The 17591-nt window shown below is 34.7% G+C and carries 13 protein-coding genes; 11 read left to right on the top strand and 2 right to left on the bottom strand.

The genetic code is table 11. The features are described from left to right. Window positions 1-18: 18 nt before the first annotated feature. From VHP32_01405 to VHP32_01355, 11 genes are all read left to right on the top strand, one after another. Complete coding sequence (locus VHP32_01405; protein HEX2786530.1) at window positions 19-1722, top strand: glycosyltransferase family 39 protein; 1704 nt, start codon at window positions 19-21, stop codon at window positions 1720-1722. After that, window positions 1715-2692: a GNAT family N-acetyltransferase gene (locus VHP32_01400; protein ID HEX2786529.1), complete on the top strand. Its 978-nt coding sequence runs from the start codon at window positions 1715-1717 to the stop codon at window positions 2690-2692. The genes VHP32_01405 and VHP32_01400 overlap by 8 nt, the downstream gene beginning before the upstream one ends. After that, the gene (locus VHP32_01395) at window positions 2693-3658 is read left to right on the top strand and encodes an NAD-dependent epimerase/dehydratase family protein (protein HEX2786528.1); all 966 of its coding nucleotides are present in this window, start codon (window positions 2693-2695) and stop codon (window positions 3656-3658) included. Further along, a complete protein-coding gene (locus VHP32_01390) occupies window positions 3655-4389 on the top strand; it encodes an amidohydrolase family protein (protein ID HEX2786527.1) in 735 nt (244 codons plus the stop codon). Before VHP32_01395 ends, VHP32_01390 begins: the two co-directional genes overlap by 4 nt. 8 nt (window positions 4390-4397) lie before the next feature. After that, entirely contained in the window at window positions 4398-5474 is a 1077-nt protein-coding gene (locus VHP32_01385) for a hypothetical protein (protein ID HEX2786526.1), read from the top strand. Further along, on the top strand, window positions 5471-6937 hold the full coding sequence (locus tag VHP32_01380) for an oligosaccharide flippase family protein (GenBank protein HEX2786525.1): 1467 nt from the start codon (window positions 5471-5473) through the stop codon (window positions 6935-6937). The genes VHP32_01385 and VHP32_01380 overlap by 4 nt, the downstream gene beginning before the upstream one ends. 76 nt (window positions 6938-7013) lie before the next feature. Then, window positions 7014-7529, top strand: a complete 516-nt coding sequence (locus VHP32_01375) for a hypothetical protein (protein ID HEX2786524.1) — start codon at window positions 7014-7016, stop codon at window positions 7527-7529. Window positions 7530-7714: 185 nt separating this feature from the next. Beyond that, window positions 7715-9340 (top strand): T9SS type A sorting domain-containing protein, encoded by a 1626-nt coding sequence (locus tag VHP32_01370; GenBank protein ID HEX2786523.1) that lies wholly within the window; start codon window positions 7715-7717, stop codon window positions 9338-9340. A 268-nt stretch (window positions 9341-9608) separates the two neighbouring features. Beyond that, window positions 9609-10046, top strand: a complete 438-nt coding sequence (locus tag VHP32_01365) for an Hsp20/alpha crystallin family protein (GenBank protein ID HEX2786522.1) — start codon at window positions 9609-9611, stop codon at window positions 10044-10046. Between the two features lie 219 nt (window positions 10047-10265). Beyond that, the gene (gene dnaK, locus VHP32_01360; protein HEX2786521.1) at window positions 10266-12218 is read left to right on the top strand and encodes a molecular chaperone DnaK; all 1953 of its coding nucleotides are present in this window, start codon (window positions 10266-10268) and stop codon (window positions 12216-12218) included. A gap of 125 nt (window positions 12219-12343) precedes the next feature. Further along, window positions 12344-13867, top strand: coding sequence for a T9SS type A sorting domain-containing protein (locus VHP32_01355; protein ID HEX2786520.1), 1524 nt, complete (start codon window positions 12344-12346; stop codon window positions 13865-13867). Between the two features lie 94 nt (window positions 13868-13961). Here VHP32_01355 and VHP32_01350 read toward each other — a convergent pair whose 3' ends face one another. Both VHP32_01350 and VHP32_01345 read right to left on the bottom strand, forming a co-directional pair. Then, a complete protein-coding gene (locus tag VHP32_01350; protein HEX2786519.1) occupies window positions 13962-15839 on the bottom strand; it encodes a T9SS type A sorting domain-containing protein in 1878 nt (625 codons plus the stop codon). 148 nt (window positions 15840-15987) lie between these two features. Then, a complete protein-coding gene (locus VHP32_01345; GenBank protein ID HEX2786518.1) occupies window positions 15988-17568 on the bottom strand; it encodes a T9SS type A sorting domain-containing protein in 1581 nt (526 codons plus the stop codon). Between the last annotated feature and the right edge of the window lie 23 nt (window positions 17569-17591).

Below are 17591 nucleotides of genomic sequence, written 5' to 3'. Positions count from 1 at the left end.
TTTTCCCACTTAGAATGAATGAAATCTTACTATGATTCATTAATTTCTTTTCTTAACAGAGACAGGAATAAATTTCTCATTTTTTTTGCTCTCTGCGTTTTTCTTTTAATTGTAAAACTTCCTTCATTAATTGCAACTGACATTCAGCCATGGGATGAAGGTATGTACGCATCCCGGGTTCTATCAATTCATACCTTCGGAGATTTTATAAATCAAAGCGAGCATTCAGTCGGTGAGTTTTATTCGGCTTCCCATCCTCCGCTTTTAATCTGGATTGGATTTTTAGCTACAAAAATATTCGGAGCGTCAGCTCTTGTTTTCAAACTTATCCCGTTTCTTTTCGCATTAGGATGCTTATTTCTTATTATTAATCTCTCCCAAAAATTATTTGATTTAAAAACCGGCATTTTAGCTGCGTTAATTTTTTCTTCTACGATAATTTTCAATGTATTTGCAAAAAGATTTCAGTTCGATATTCCGTATACATTTTTTATTTTACTCTCTTTTTATCTCGTTGTTTTATTTATCGAATCGGGGAAAAGAAAATATATCATTTATTCCGGAATATCTTTCGGACTTTGCCTAATGACAAAAATTCTCGTAGGGGTTTTTATTCCGATTGTTCTTTTTGCAAGCTGGATTGTCTTGCAAAATAAAATAAATTTGAAGCTCAAAGATATTTTATTGCTTACTGCAATCGGAGTTCTCATTGCGCTTCCCTGGCATTATTATATGATTTCAAAATACGGTTCTGAATTTTTGCAATATTTTATAGGGTTTCATATTATGAGCCGGGCATTTGAGGGTGTTGAGCAAAATACAAAAGGTTCGGGATATTTATATCACGTAAATTATTTCTTTAACATTTTGTCTTTTGGAATTTTGATTTTCATAAGCATGATTAAAGATTTGCTTTCATACAAACAATTAAGCTGGCAGAAAATATTTGTATGGGTTTGGTTTATTACCGGATTATTAATAATAACTCTTTTCAAAACAAAGCTTGAAGTATATATTTTATTTATTCTTACTCCTGGTGCAGTTCTTTTAGCTCATTTTATTTTAAATTATGATTTTGCAAGTAGAAAAATTAATGCTTTCATATTATTCGCTCTAATATTTAATCTGGTTTGGTTTTTTACCGAAACTAACCGCACTTCATTAAAGCAATATTTCACTTCTTCAGATAAATTATTTATACTTCTAATCTTTTTTATATCAGTTATCTTGATAGGATGGATTTGTTATTTTCTTTCAGACAAGCTTAACATTAAAAAGTATCTGCTTTATTATGCGGTATTTTTTTTCTTTGCAAATAATATTTACTTTATGCTGAATGTACCGCGCTGGGATAATACATATGCAATTACTCCGGTATATAATAAAATTTTTCCTGATGCGAATGAGTTAAATACAAATTTTAAAAACCTGATATATATAAGTAATAATTATACGGCTAATCCGCAATTTACTTTTTATTTCAAAGGTGACGACCTTGGCTGGGATACCCATAAATATGACTATAGATTGCTCGATGCAAAATACGGCACTGAGTTCATAAAAAATGATTTGAAAGATATGAATGAGAAAACTTATGTAATTATTCAAAGAGACGGAATAAACAGAAATGACTCGGTTGATTCAAAAGCGGTTATTCCTGAAAACTTTAAGTTTATTCTTTCATCACCGGGTTACGAATTATATTCTAACATAAATGATTGAAGTTATTAAATGTGAAAATATCGACACAGATATCGAATGGCTCGAGTTTCTGAGAAATCAGTATAATATTTTTTTTGATTCGAAGTTTCTATCTTATAATGACAAATTCGGAAAAAACATAAACTGGCATCATTTAAAATTCAAAGATAAAGAAACTAATAAAATTCTTGCAATTATGATTGGCTGTGAGAAAGAAACAAACGAACAAAAAGTTTATTTATCTTCTGATGGTGTAAGCTTTGGTGGATTTCTCTGGAAAAAAAGAGGTGATGTTATCGAATATCTTAAAATAATTGATTCGTATAAAGTATATCTGAAAAAAAATAATTTCCAAAAGGCTGCATTAAGATGCTTCCCTTTTTTGTATAATCAGATTCCAAATGAAGAAAATGAATATGCTTTGATACATGAAGGATTTAATATTTCATTTTATGCGATAACAAATATTATTGACCTTGATGAGTTTGAATTTAAAAATATTTCGGATTCTAAAAAACGCTCTATTAATAAATCAAAAGCAAAAATAAAAATTAATCTGATAGAAAATATTGAAAACGATAAATCATATTCAGAATATTACAATGTTCTTTTAAATGACCGTGATTTAAAAGATGTGGTTCCGACTCACAATAAGGAAGAATTGCTTTTTTTAAAGCATCAATTTCCGGAGCAGATAAAATTCTTTTCTGCAGAAATTGAAGGTAAAATTACCGGTATTTGCATTTTGTTTTGCATTAATCCGCGTGTGATTTTGAATTTTTACCTTGCACAGGATGAACAATATAAAGAATACGGTGTAGCAGAATATATTTTGTACGAATCAATTCAATGGGCAAAAAATAATAGCTTCAGATATTATGACATCGGAACATCAAACATAGGTAATAAACTGTCAGAGGGCTTGTTTGCATTTAAAAAAAGATTTCTTGCAAATGGGTATTTAAGAAAAACATTTGAGATAAACTTATAAATGAAACTAAAAAATAAAAAAATATTACTGACAGGCGGTGCAGGTTTTATCGGAAGTACTCTTGCTCAAAATCTTCATAACGAAAATGAGATTTTGATTTATGACAACTTTTGCCGCGACGCGTTGCGGTACAAAAAACTTAATTCAAAAAACGTTCAAGTGGTTGAAGGTGATGTGAGAAATTATGACTTGCTGAAAAGAACCTGTGAAGAATTTAAGCCCCAAATTGTTGTTCATCTTGCAGCAATTGCAGGTGTTGACAGTGTTTTGCTTGACCCGGTAAGAACAATGGATGTGAATATCACAGGAACGTTTAATTTGTTAAAGTCTCTTGAAAAATATTCTAATCGTCTTGAACGGGTTCTTGATTTTTCTACAAGCGAAGTACTTGGCGCATATGCATATAAATCAACCGAACAGTCAAATACAAACCTTGCACCTGTTGGAGAAGCCCGATGGACTTACTCAATAAGCAAGCTCGCAGGAGAACATCTTCTTAATGCCTATCATAAACAATTTGGCTATCCATCTGTAACGATTAGACCGTTCAACATTTACGGACCCGGACAGGTTGGTGAAGGTGCTATACAAATTTTTATAAAAAACGTTGTGCGAAATAAAACAATCGAGATTCACGGAGACGGTGACCAGATTCGTTCTTGGTGTTATGTGGATGACATGATTAACGGAATTATGTTATGCCTGACGACTAAAAAAGCTGTCGGTGAAGTTTTTAATATCGGAAATCCCAAAGGAACAATTACGATTTCTTCACTCGCAGAAAAAATTGTTGCTATCTGCAAATCAAAAGTTAAAATAAAATACGTTCCCAAAAATTATGTTGATGTCGAGCTCCGCATCCCGAGCATTGAAAAAGCTGAAGTGCTTTTAGGTTATAAGCCAAAAGTGGATTTGAATGAAGGTATTTTGCGGACATATAATTGGTTTAAGAAAGAGTTAAAATGATTATAATCGATTCTCATATACATATAGGACAATGGAGCGATATTTTTTTTAAATATAACTCCACAGTTTCTGAAGCAATTGATGTCATGAAACGTGCTGGAGTATCTGCAGCAGTTTGCATGCCTGCTGACAATGAGCCTAATCAAAAGCTTTTTAATGAAACAGTTAACAATCCGAATTTTAAATTTTATTTTAAGGCATGGATTAATCCGGATGACCCTTCGCTTGATGATTTCTTAAATAAGAACATTGATGAAATTTCTTTGTTTAAAATTCATCCATCGATTCAGCGAAGAAGAATAACCGATGAATCTTATGCAAAATATCTTAAGCTTGCTGAAGAAAAAAAGAAGCCCGTTGTCGTTCACTGCGGAAGGTGGCAGGAAATAGCGAGTTATACTTTTTGTCTGGAAGCTTCAAAAAAATATCCTGATTTGATTTTAATTCTTGCTCATCTTGGCGGTGACGCTCCGTCTTTATATCTTGAATGTGCAAAAACCGTTAAAGGTGGCAGATACAATAATGTTTATCTTGGAACAGAATCTGTGCGCGAGTTTAAATTCGTTGAGAAGGTTGTGAAAACTGCCGGCGCAGAGAAAGTAATTTTCGGAAGCGACTATAACCTTGGGCTTCCACAGATGTATATACCGGTTATTGAGAACCTTGACATACCAAATTCGGATAAAGAATTAATTTTTTCAGGAAACATACTCAGGTTATTAGGTCATTAAAATTTTAAGTGAAAGAAAAATTAAAAATTCTTCATCTTGCTCCCCAGAATTTTGCCGGCATGCCTTATGATTTTGTTAAAATGCATCAATCATTCGGAAATGATTCACATCTCATAACTTTTTTTAAGAATACTCTTGACTTCCCCGAGGATATTTGTTTAAAGCTTCCCTCGCCAACGGGTAAAACTGCAAAAAAATGGCGTGATGCAAAAGCTGCAGATACTCAAGAAGGTAAATTAAAAATAAATTCTCCTAAAAATTTTCCTGAAAAAATCTATTTTAAGATTCGCGATAAAAAAAATTCTTCTGCAATTGAATCAGCAATAAAAGAATATAATTTATTGAATTATCATATTTATCATTTCGATGGTGGTATGGATTTTTACCGTGATGTTCGATTTGCAAAAGAGCTAAAGAAAAAAAACAAAAAAATTGTTTGTTGTTATTTCGGAAGCGATTTACGGACCCGCGGAATTTTTAAAGAACTTGATGAAATTTCCGATTTGAATTTAACTGTTGAGTTTGACCATCTTAAACTTTATCCTGGAATAAATTTTTTATATTTTCCGTTTGATAATTCATATTTAAAACCAAAATCTCACAAAAATAAAACACTAAAAATTGTTCATTCACCTTCAAACAGAAAGTTTAAGGGCACAAATAAAATCATTCCGGTTATGAACGAAGTAATGAGTGAACGCCAAGTTGAATTTGTTTTGCTTGAAAATATGCACCGAAAAGAAGTGCTTGAGATTAAAGCTCAATGTGATATTGCTATCGACCAGATAAGCGGTGAGCTTGGTGGAAGCGGATATGGAAAAAATTCTCTTGAAACCATTTCGCTCGGACTGCCGACCGTTACGGAATTCTCTGATGACTATTATAAATTTCTTGGTGATAATCCATTTGTAAATTCAAACATAAATAACTTAAAAGAAAATTTGTTGAAGCTTATTGACAGCGATTCTTACAGAAATGATTTAGCTCAAAAAGGATTTGAGTGGATGAAACGAACTCATTCATTTGAAGCAGTTAATAAGACATTGACGGAGTTATACCTTAAGCATAAAATAATTCCAGAGTGAGCAAAACGCATATAAAAAATTTATTTTCTCAATCTGTTTATTACGGCATTGGGCTGATTCTTAACCGCTCTCTGGGAACCTTGCTTCTTCCGCTTTATACTCTTTATTTTACAACCGCAGACCTTGGAATGTATTCGATAATATATTCCATCTGGTTATTTATAAACGCCATTTACATTCTTGGACTTGAAACATCATTTCTCAAATTTTTTATTGCTTCAGACAATGAAAAATTTAAATCAGAGACATACTCATCAATCATTGCATCCGTTACATTTACTTCCTTATTTTTTTCAGCATTAATTTTTTATTTCGCAGACAACATTTCGCAATTAATAGAGTTTGATAATCTTTCCAAAGGCGCCTATTTAATCAAAATTCTTGCTGTTATGCTGTTTGTCGATGCATTATATCGTTTTCCTCTGCTATTGCTTAGAGCAGAGCTAAGAGCAAAAGCCTATTTTGTGCTTACAATGGTCACATTAGTCATAAATCTGCTTCTAAATTTCATTTTAATAATAAATTTTCAAATGAACATTGAAGCAATTATGTATAGTTATATTGCTTCCGCGGGAGTTACATTTTTAATAGCTCTTACCATCACACGTCAATATTTAAAACCCGTGATTTCTTTTGAAAGAATTAAAAAAATGATTTCGTTCGGATTTAAATTTATTTGGATAGGGCTTATGATAATTATAATTGACCAGTCTGATAGATTTTTCCTGAAATATTTTTTTGATGAGAGCGTTGCTGGAATTTACCAGGCAGTTTATCGCTTAGCTGCTGTGATGGGATTAATCATAACAACATTTAAATTTGCATGGACACCTTATTTTCTGAATCTTGAGAAAAATCCCGAGAACAAAAAAATTGTTTCAAATATTTTTACATATTACATTTTTGTTGCAACTTTTCTTTTACTTTTCTTTTCTTTTTTCACAGAGCATATTGTTAAACTAAAAATTTTTGGAATTAGTTTTCTTGATGAAAATTATTGGCAGGGGCTTAATATACTTCCCTATTTGTTTCTTGCATATTTTTTTTCAGGAATTTTTTCTTTTCTAAACGTTGCTCCGTTTTTTTCAAATAAAACTTTTTTATTGTTGATTGTTACAATCATCGGAACAATAATAAACCTTGTAATAAATTTATTAATCATTCCATCGCTCGGAATGACCGGCGCTGCTGTTTCAACCTTCCTTACATATTTTGTTATGACAATTCTTATCTATCTTATCTCCCAAAAAATATATCCGATTCCCTACCAAACCAAAAACATCACAATTATTTTATTATCGAGTTTTATTTTTTTTACACTTTTTCAATATCTTGAATTTCAAAACGCTATTTACAACCTCTTTTTGAATGTTGCATATATTGTTGTTTTTACAATAATTAGTTCAAAATTCGGAAATATTCAACTAAGTAACGTAAAATTAATATTTAAGAGAGCTTCTTAAAGTAAAACTTTAGAGATTTAGCTATTGACATTTATAAACAATAGCGTTAAGTTTGTATCAAGTAATAAGTAACAGTATGAAAAGTTTTATAATTCTTTTAATAATCGCTATTTTTTCATTTTTTGCGATTTCTGAGATTTTCCCTCAGGCATCAGGAAAAAACAATGATAACCCCACAAATGACTACGAAATTGATGTAGAATCATTCATGGGTATGTTTGACGGCTTAATTTCGGACGATTTAATAGACGAAATGAGCTATAATCTCCCCGATGAGCTTGTTGTAGTAAATTACGGTGTTGGAGACTTCTCAGGCGATGGAACGATGGATATAGTAGTTTCTATGCGTGATGAGACATGCCATGGAAAATGCTATAAAGTTATGCTTATGGTAAATGATGATAATAAAACATACCGAACCGTTGGAGAGCTTTATGCAGATTGGAAAGACACCCCATATGACGTTGCATTCCAGATACAAGATGGATTATGCTTGGTTACATACCGGGAAGGTGACAAATGGAAGAGCATATATTACAATTTCAGCAATACAGCGAACTTACGAAAAGTAAGCTCGGAACTTACAGAATAAAATCGCTCTATAAAATAAAAGTTTCAATTCTGCTTAAGCAGGAAAGAAAAATCTAAATACCCTTTCTTAATTTAGAAATAATCCCGGAAGTTGCCGCTTACCGGGATTTTTTTTTGCCCCTTTTATTTTTGAAATTTTATTACAAAATTTCATCAGCCCTCGCAAATAATCTTAATTTTAAAAATATGAAAACAATTAAATTGTACTCCGCACTGGTTTTCTTAATTCTTATCTTTCAAAATTCGTATTCCCAGCCTGTAGTTATTCAGCGTCAAAACATGAACGCCAACAACATTAATGCAATTTTCCAAAACACCGGCATATTTAATCAAAACACCGCACTTCAAAATCAACCGGGTTTTGAATGGCCTAAAGGGTCAGGATTGCATGCAATATTTACAACAGGAATAAATCTTGCCGCGTATGTTAACGGTCAATTCAGAATGGCATCAGGCTCATTCAGAGGTGAATATTCGCCGGGAATAGTCAGCAATGGTATGTATGCAACAAACAGTACTTTAAAAATTTACAGCATAAAAGCAGGAGATAATGCAAGCAATAATCCTGATTATGCAAACTGGCATTTAATGATACCTTATGGAGCACCTTATGATGATGTAAACATGAACGGTGCATTTGAGATTGATATTGATAAACCCGGCGTAAAAAATTCAGGTCAAACAATGTTTGTTTCATTGACTGATGCGAATACATTTCAGCACAGCACAGGAGAAGGATTCGGCGGCGGGACTTCGCCGCTGTTTGCACAAATTGCTTTTATTGCATTTTCGTTTAATACTCCTGGTTTGGAAAATGCACAGTTTGTCGTATGCCATGTAATAAATAAATCAAATACAAGCTGGGACAGTCTTCATTTTTCGATTTTCTGTGATCCGGATTTAGGTGATGCGTTAGATGATTATATAGGGTGCGACACAATCCGACAATTAGGGTATTGTTATAATGCTGACAATAATGATGCTGATTATGGTGTAGCACCTCCTGCAGTTGGAATTACTTTACTTAGAAGCATGGTAAATAGAAGTGTTTCTCAATTTGATACCCTTGGAATGACCTCATTTGTACAAACAAATAACAGTTCCTCGGTTCCCTGTGAGAATGATCCGGTTGGAGAACAATTAGGTGCATATAATCTGATGAAAGGTTATAAAAAAGATATGAGTCCGTGGATAAATCCTACTAGTGGTGAACAAACTAAATTTGTATATTCAGGTGATCCGGCGACAAATAACGGCTGGGTAGAAGCAAAGGGTTCACGTCAAAATTGCGGCGGGACTTCAGGAACAACAATAGCCGTAAATCCTCCCGGAGACAGAAGATTCATAATGTCTTCAGGAGCTGGGAATTTTAAAATGTCGCCAAATGAAAAGCAAACTGTAATATTTGCGCAGCATATTGCACGCGGTTCATCAAACTTGAATTCTGTTACAAGACTAAAAAATGAGTCAAGCACAATTCGCAGTTTATTTAATTTAATCACATTAAACTTTAGTGTTGGCATAAACAATATTTCTTCTGAGATTCCGAACAGTTTCATTCTTAATCAAAATTATCCTAATCCTTTTAACCCTGCTACCAAAATCTGCTTTGCAATTCCGAAATCAGATTTTGTTAATCTGAAAGTTTATGACATAACCGGAAAAGAAATTTCAAGCCTGGTTAATCAACAGCTTCAGGCAGGAACTTATGAAGTGAATTTTGATGCTTCAAATCTTGCATCGGGAGTTTACTATTATAAACTAACTTCCGGCAATTTCTCAGAAGTTAAGAAAATGATGTTTGTTAAATAATATTTGTCATTTAAGTGTCATTCTGAGCGAAGCGAAGAATCCCTTATTGCCTTAAAAATGGGATTCTTCGTCACTTCGTTCCTCAGAATGACACTTAATGCACAATTCTCCATTGTCATTTTTTACTTCTCTTTGCAATAACCGTCATTTTAATTGCTATTTTCAGTTAATTTCACGTCAAATACGTCAAAAACCTGCAATGGCATAAGTATTGTAATATCCTTTTACAAAGAGTTTATAATAAAAACTTTAAAAGGAGATAACAATTATGAAAGTAGTAAAAATCAAAACCGATGGTGATTTATTCAAAACCATTAACGAGACTTTCGATTCATTATTCCCGTTTGCTAATGCAAATGCGGCATACAGCAAAACCAGCATTTCCCCGAGAACAGAGATTACAGAAGACAAAGATAATTTCTATTTAAACATGGAAATTCCGGGAATCAGCAAAGAAGACGTTAAAATCGGTATTGAAAACAACGTTTTGACTGTCAGCGGTGAAAAGAAACAAAATTACACCAAAGAAGAAAAAAATGTTGTCATGAATGAAAGATATTATGGTGCGTTTACAAGAAGTTTCAATATAACTAAGGATGTTAAGGTTAACGACATTCAGGCAGAGTTCAAAGATGGTGTTTTGAACATTACATTGCCTAAAGTTGAAGAAGCAAAGCCGGTTGTAAAAGAAATAGCAATAAAGTAAGCAAATTTAAGTCCCGTTTGGGTGGCGGGACTTCATTATTCACTTATAAAAAACTGTTTTATATTATATATTGCGTAAAACACAGATAAGGGGGTTCATTTAGAATATGATACTCCCTTATTGCATTTATCAAAGTGAAATAAATACGCGCCAAAAATGAGTTTTAAAGGAATGATAAAGAGTTTAAAAAAGTTTAAATTAATATAATCAATAAATAATATGGGAAAAATAATAGGTATAGACCTCGGGACTACCAACTCTTGCGTAGCCGTTATGGAAGGAAACGACCCGGTTGTTATTGCAAATGCCGAAGGGCACAGAACAACTCCATCGGTTGTTGCTTTTACCAAAACAGGTGACAGATTGGTTGGTGACCCTGCAAAAAGACAGGCGGTAACTAATCCTAAAAATACTGTCTTCTCCATAAAAAGATTTATGGGAAGAAGATATGATGAAGTTACCGAAGAAATCAAGAAAGTCCCCTATCATGTTGTCAAAGGTGAAAATGACGTTGCTAAGGTAGAAATAGAAGACCCTGCAACAGGTCAGAAGAGAATTTATTCTCCGCAGGAAATCTCTGCAATGATTCTGCAAAAGATGAAAAAAACTGCTGAGGATTATCTCGGTCAGTCAGTAACGGAAGCTGTTATCACAGTTCCTGCTTACTTTAATGACTCACAAAGACAGGCAACAAAGGATGCGGGAAAAATCGCAGGTCTCGATGTTAAAAGAATAATTAACGAACCGACTGCAGCAGCGCTTGCATATGGTCTCGATAAAAAAACAAAAAATTTAAAAGTCGCAGTATATGACTTAGGCGGTGGAACATTTGATATATCCATTCTTGAGTTAGGTGACGGTGTATTTGAAGTTAAATCAACCAATGGTGACGGACACTTAGGCGGTGATGACTTCGACCAGGTATTAATCGATGAGTTAGCAGAAAGATTCAAAAAGAAAGAAGGAATTGATTTAAGAAAAGACGCTATGGCGCTTCAGAGATTAAAAGAAGCAGCTGAAACCGCTAAGAAAGATTTGTCAACAAAAACTTCTACCGAAGTTAATCTGCCTTACATTACTGCAACTGCAGAAGGTCCAAAGTTCCTGCTTGAAACAATTACAAGAGCAGAATTTGAAAGACTTGTTGACGGTCTCGTTAACAGAACAGTCGGTCCTTGCGAACAGGCAATAAAAGACTCAGGATATTCAAAAAATGATATTAACGAAGTTATTCTTGTCGGTGGTTCGACAAGAATTCCGCTTGTTCAGGAAACAGTAAAGAAAATTTTCGGTAAAGAGCCGAGCAAAGGTGTAAATCCTGATGAAGTTGTTGCAGTTGGTGCAGCTATTCAGGGCGGTGTTCTTTCAGGAGACGTTCAGGACGTTCTCTTGCTTGACGTTACTCCGCTTTCACTTGGTCTCGAAACTCTTGGCGGTGTTATGACAACTTTAATTCCTGCTAACACAACCATACCGACAAAGAAATCACAGGTATTCTCAACCGCGTCTGATAACCAGCCGAGCGTTGAAATCCACGTATTGCAGGGTGAAAGACCTATGGCAATGGACAACAGAACACTCGGAAGATTCCATTTAGATGGAATTCCGCCTGCGCCAAGAGGATTACCGCAGATTGAAGTTACATTCGACATTGATGCTAACGGTATCTTAAATGTTTCTGCGAAAGACTTAGGAACAGGAAAGACACAGGATATTAAGATTACTCACTCTTCAGGTCTCTCACAAGAAGAAATCGAGAAGATGAGAAAAGATGCAAAAGAACACGAAGGTGAAGACAAGAAAAAGAAAGAACTTATCGATAAACAAAACGAAGCTGATTCTCTTGCATTCCAGGGTGAAAAACAGCTTACAGAGTTAGGTGATAAGATGAGCGCAGATACGAAAGCAAAGATTCAGGCAGCGCTTGACAGATTAAAATCGGTTGTGAAATCATCCGACGTAAATGAAATCAAGTCTGCAATCGACGGATTCAATGCAGCTTTCCAGGCAGCATCATCTGAGATGTATAATACTTCGAAAGAACAACCGGGTGCACAGCAGCAAGGTCAGCCGGGAGGACAGCAGCAAGGCGGCGGACAAGCCGGTTCACAGCAAGGTGACGGCGGTGTTGAAAACGCCGACTTTGAAGTAGTTGACGACGAAAAGAAGTAATTAATAAAATATAATGTGGTAAATTAAGGCATTTTGAGCAATCGGAATGCCTTTTTTCTTTTTTATATCATATTTTTTATATTAATTTAACTCAACCCGTTCTTATCTAAACTAAAAAAACTGCTATGAAAAAACTTCTCACCTTATTAGTTTTTCTTTCAATTCCTTTATCTGTTTTCGCCGGTGATGACATCACTGTGACAACTTATAATCCGCCTATTCCTTTAGAGCAGATTTCAAGCGATTGGGGCAATGATTTTCTTGTTTCTTCAACAGAGCCATTAAGTAAACCCTCAGGTATTTATAGATTATCATCTACAACAATTTATGTTTCTGTTCCGGATTCTTCCATTTTGCCGGGACAAGTTATGGTTATATTAAAATCAACTAACAACGGTGCTAACTGGGCAGTCGAGAATAGTATAGCTGCTCCTCCGGGAATTCTTGTCGGTAAAACAAAAATGGTCAGAAGCGGTCTTGATTCAATTTACTGCGCATTTATTGCAAGTTCTACTGTTTATATTTTAAATGTTATTAACGCTAATCTTACAAGCTTCACTCCATATACTAATGTTCGTGATTTTGACATTGCCGCTTCATCTACGGGAAGCATTTACGTAATTGTTGACCTTAATACAAATAATGAAACAAGATTTTATGGTTCTGTGAACGGCGGTGCGACATGGGGAGGCGCTGTATTTCTAAGCTCTGTTTCTGCGCATCCGCAGCTTTCAATGTCGGCAACCGGAGATACTTTATTGATTAATTATTATGGAGTAGCAATAGCGCCTGATACAATCAGCAGTGCTATAAGAAGTGTCCGTTACAGAGAATCAGTACCGGGAACATTAGTAATTGTAGGGTCATTTACAACACCATTAGTTGCAGGAACACCAAGACCGCAGTTTCAGGCGGTTATGACTCATGGTAACGCATGGCTGTTTTATTCCGAAGGAACTGCAGGTAATTTGAGCATGAATTGCCTCGTTAGCACAAATACAGGTCTCAATTTCGGTGCTCCCGTTTCGATCGGCAATATGCCCGGAAGGGAAGAATATTATTTTGATGCAAAATACTGGGCGGGAGGCGCAGATGTTATTTACTATTCAGACAGCACTGCAGGCGGACCAAACAATGTAACGGATGTATTAATGAATCTTTATGCTTCAAACGGAACCCCTTCTACTTTCAGTTCACCTTTACGAGTAAGCGAGCATCCTCCGGTAACGTCAGCAAGAAATTATTATCCGACATTAATTGAGTATTTGGACGTAAATGATGATGCAGGAGCATTGTGGGTCGGACTTGACGGTGCAAACAGAAGATTATACTATGACAGATATAGCTCAATTTCAGGAATTTCAAATAACGGAAATGAAATTCCCGAAAAATATTCACTAAGCCAGAACTATCCTAATCCTTTCAACCCGACAACCAAAATTGATTTTGCAATTCCAAAAAATGATTTGGTGATCTTAAAGGTGTACAATGCTTTGGGAGCTGAAGTTGCAACACTTGTAAATAAAAATATGAATGCAGGTTCATATACAGTTGACTTCGACGCTTCCCTTCTATCAAGCGGTGTATATTTTTATACTCTGCAATCAGGTTCATATAACATCACTAAAAAGATGATGCTTATTAAATAAAATATTTTTTATTCTAAAACAAAAAGGCGTCACGGTTTTTCCGTGACGCCTTTTTTATTTTCAGATATAATCTCTTTTCAGAGAATATATAAGCTTATTTCACTAACATCATTTTCTTTATGTCGGTAAATCCGTTTGTCTGGATTTTATAGAAATAAAGTCCGCTTGCAAGATATGAAGCATTGAAATCAATTGTATAGCTTCCTGCAGTAAGCTCGCTGTTCACAAGAACTCCTACTTCTTTACCAAGAACATCATAAACTTTTAATGATACCAATCCTGATTTAGGAATTGCAAAGTTTATTTTGGTTGTCGGATTGAAAGGATTCGGATAGTTCTGTGAAAGCTCGAATCTTTCAGGAATAATGTTTGAAGTTTGCTCAACACCAAGTGTTTGGGCATAAACCGAAGCTCTTAATACCGGGTCTTCGAGCTGTCCTTCTCTGAACGGACCGAACACACCGCCGAAACCTTCAATACTTCTTCTTGAAATCGGTGGAATATTATTGCTTGAAAGAGCTATGCTTTCACCGTTCATTGTCCAGATAACATAGAAACCGCCGCTCGCAATGTTAACCCCTGTTACTGGGACTCTTCTTATTAATCCTGCAGCAGGATTGGTGATAGCTTGGTTAAATAACTGCGTTCCGGGTGCGCCGTTTGGACCATCATCATCATAAATTTGTGCGAAGAATCCGACAAGATTTGGATTTGCATCAATGTAAAAATGAACCGTGTCAATTCTTACAGGATGAACCGGAGGAATAAAATATGTTCCGATTGAACCTGTTCCGCCTGACCATGAAGTTCCGCCTCCGAGCGGTATGCCTGATTCATAAGCAAGAAGCAAGTTGCTTTGTTTTGGAAGAACATTAACTTCAAGAACAGTTGAATCGTTAACCGATACCTGCTCACCCGGCAACAAAGTTCTTACTCTTACACTATAAACTCCCGGCAATAATGGTGAAAACTTTTTATTAAAAGTTACATTTGTATTTGTTCCCTGGTTAAGTGCAGGAACATTTACCGTATCTGTTGCAACAACAAGATTCGTTGAATTCACAATCATATACCTTGCAGTAAATGCTGATAAATTAACGTTTCCTGAATTTGCAACAACAGCATTTATCTGCAGTGAATCACCTGCAAGTTGAAATATACCGCCTGTTGAAGGGTTATCAATAGATTGAACTGCAGCATCACGAACCTGATAAGTAACAACAGCAGGATATTTTATTTTAACCTGTTTAAAGTTTTGCGCATATGTATTTCTGCTGATTTGCAATCCGATAAGACCTGAAATATTTTCAATGCCGACAGTTATGTCATTATTTGAAGTAACTCCGGTCATGTTCAGATACTTAAATGTAATTGAACTATCAGCTTTTGTGCAGATTACCTGGAATGTATTTGAACCTGTCCAGGTAGGCGTTAACTGCTGCCAGAAAGGTACATTGTAATATGATACTATAAACGTATCAACATTATTTGTGTAATAATAAACTCTTCCTATATTTCCCGTTCCCTGAAAGTTAATATCAGAACCATAAGGAACTATAAGATTTTGCGGAGCTGCTGTGCTTGGAATATTAGGAAATGGTGAGGCAAGCTGGTTTCCCGGCAAGCTGAAACTAATCCATCCGTTTGAACCAACCCAGAACTGATTTACGTTATAATAATAATAACGGAAGTCCCAGCCCATGTTAAACGGACCAACAAGATTGTCATCAGCCAATCCATTTACTCTGGTCCAAGTTCCTGAGCCCCAGGTTGTATCCAAAAACCCTAAAGTACCTGCAGTCAAAATTGTATCTCTCCAGGTGTAACCTAAAGAATCAGGACCGCCTGAGCTATCAGATTCAAAAAAGCTAATAAAAGGAGCACCCTTAGGATAATCCGCCTGCGCGGTTTGTGACATTACAAAAAAAGATAAAATTAATACGGGGAATATCAGTAATTTTACCAGATTCATAAACTAATCCTCCTGAATATTTAATTAATTATAATATTAATATTCTAAAATTTTAGCTCTTATTCAATTGCAAAAAGGGTTTAATATTAAAAGAAAAAGGCGGAATAATTCCGCCTTTTAGGATACAAAATAACTACTAACAACAACCTTATTTTACAAACATCATTTTTTTAATTTCGGAAAATCCGTTTGTTTCAATTTTATAAAAATATGTTCCGCTTGAGAGTTGAGCTGCATTAAAATCTACAACGTATGCCCCGGCTTGTTTTACTTCATTCACAAGCACAGCCACTTCCCTGCCCAACAAATCATAAACTTTCAAAGAAACAAAACCTGACTGGGTAATTGAAAAATTTATTTTTGTTGAGGGATTAAAAGGATTCGGATAATTTTGTGAAAGTTCAAATCCCTCAGGCACGTTAGATGATACTGTAGAGATTCCGGTTACATTGGAATATTTAACTACCGTTAAACCAAGCTGATAACTACCTGCAACAATTGCATTTCCTGAATTATCAAGTTTAATAAAACTTCCGATTGACCAGTTATTTCCATCAGTATATTCATGATGCCATGATGCAGTACCTGAAGGTGAAATTTTATGAATAAACATTTTTGCACTTGAAACAACTTCCCAGGGATACTCCCCTGTCATATATATATATCCGTTTGCATCAACAGTTAAATCATTTACAAAAACATCATTCCCGTTTATCATTTTCGTCCATAATACTGTCCCATTTGAACTGTATTTTCTTATTACAGATTCATAACTGGTATTAGGGTCGGACGAAAAAGATTGATAGCTTGAAACAATAACGTTTCCCTGCGCATCGAATTCTATATCCGTAGGAATTAATCTTTTATCACCACCTCCGTCATATAATGATTCAAATCCATTACTGCCTAATTTAATAAGTGCAAATTTTGAAACGTAAAATGATTGCATTAATTCTACCAGATAATATACATTGCCCTGCGCATCTAATTTCATTACTCTTGGAGTTTCATAAAATAAATTTCCGAATGTGTTTGTATAGCTCCACAAAGTATCACCATTAAAATTACACATAACTCCTATCCAGTCAATTGAAAATGATGCGTTCGTCCTTTCAGAAGCAATATAAAGCCCGGCATTATTTATGCAAAAACCTCTGATTAAATCACCCAGTGTTCCCTCCGCAACATCAATTTCTTTTTTCCAGACTTCATTTCCTGAAGGTGTATATTTGAGAACATACATTTTGCGTTCTTTATTGGTGCATACATAAATATTACCGTCTGAATCACTCTGAATGTATGCTTCTTTTGAGGTGCCGTTTTCCATATATGTATCAGTGCTATCCGCCCTGCTCCATAATAAATTTCCATTAGAATCATATTTAAGTAACCATTTTATGGAAGAACCGCTGTAACCTGTTACATAAATGTTATTTGAATTGTCGACATATGAATCAAACATGACTTCATCTGTAAAAGTCTCTGTTCCAAAAAGTTTTATCCATAAAGTATCACCAGCAGGACTAAATTTCAGCAATCGCAAATCCCTCCCGTTTATTCCACTCCCCGTGTAATCTGAACTTATGATAATATTATTTTGATTATCGAAATGCATGTTTCTTACCAATATGTCTCCCTGAATTGGTTTTCTCCAAGCCTCACTAACTTGAGAATAAGATTGAGTTAAAGAAATCAGAACAAATGCTAAAGTTAAAATTAAAGTTTTCATTTTTTTGTATCCTTTGTATTAAT

The sequence above is a fragment of the Ignavibacteria bacterium genome, assembly GCA_036262055.1.
In the GTDB taxonomy this organism is placed as follows: Bacteria; Bacteroidota; Ignavibacteria; order Tepidaquicellales; family Tepidaquicellaceae; genus DATAJP01.
Note: the sequence above shows the minus strand (reverse complement) of the source record. Positions and strands in the feature narration are given on the sequence as shown.

Bases quoted from the DNA above. Each gene is read 5' to 3' on its own strand.
- VHP32_01405 (HEX2786530.1), top strand. From the start codon at position 19: ATGAAATCTTACTATGATTCATTAATTTCTTTTCTTAACAGAGACAGG.
- VHP32_01345 (HEX2786518.1), bottom strand. From the start codon at position 17,568: ATGAAAACTTTAATTTTAACTTTAGCATTTGTTCTGATTTCTTTAACT.
- VHP32_01375 (HEX2786524.1), top strand. From the start codon at position 7,014: ATGAAAAGTTTTATAATTCTTTTAATAATCGCTATTTTTTCATTTTTT.
- VHP32_01395 (HEX2786528.1), top strand. From the start codon at position 2,693: ATGAAACTAAAAAATAAAAAAATATTACTGACAGGCGGTGCAGGTTTT.
- VHP32_01355 (HEX2786520.1), top strand. From the start codon at position 12,344: ATGAAAAAACTTCTCACCTTATTAGTTTTTCTTTCAATTCCTTTATCT.
- VHP32_01390 (HEX2786527.1), top strand. From the start codon at position 3,655: ATGATTATAATCGATTCTCATATACATATAGGACAATGGAGCGATATT.
- VHP32_01350 (HEX2786519.1), bottom strand. From the start codon at position 15,839: ATGAATCTGGTAAAATTACTGATATTCCCCGTATTAATTTTATCTTTT.
- VHP32_01370 (HEX2786523.1), top strand. From the start codon at position 7,715: ATGAAAACAATTAAATTGTACTCCGCACTGGTTTTCTTAATTCTTATC.
- dnaK (HEX2786521.1), top strand. From the start codon at position 10,266: ATGGGAAAAATAATAGGTATAGACCTCGGGACTACCAACTCTTGCGTA.
- VHP32_01400 (HEX2786529.1), top strand. From the start codon at position 1,715: ATGATTGAAGTTATTAAATGTGAAAATATCGACACAGATATCGAATGG.
- VHP32_01365 (HEX2786522.1), top strand. From the start codon at position 9,609: ATGAAAGTAGTAAAAATCAAAACCGATGGTGATTTATTCAAAACCATT.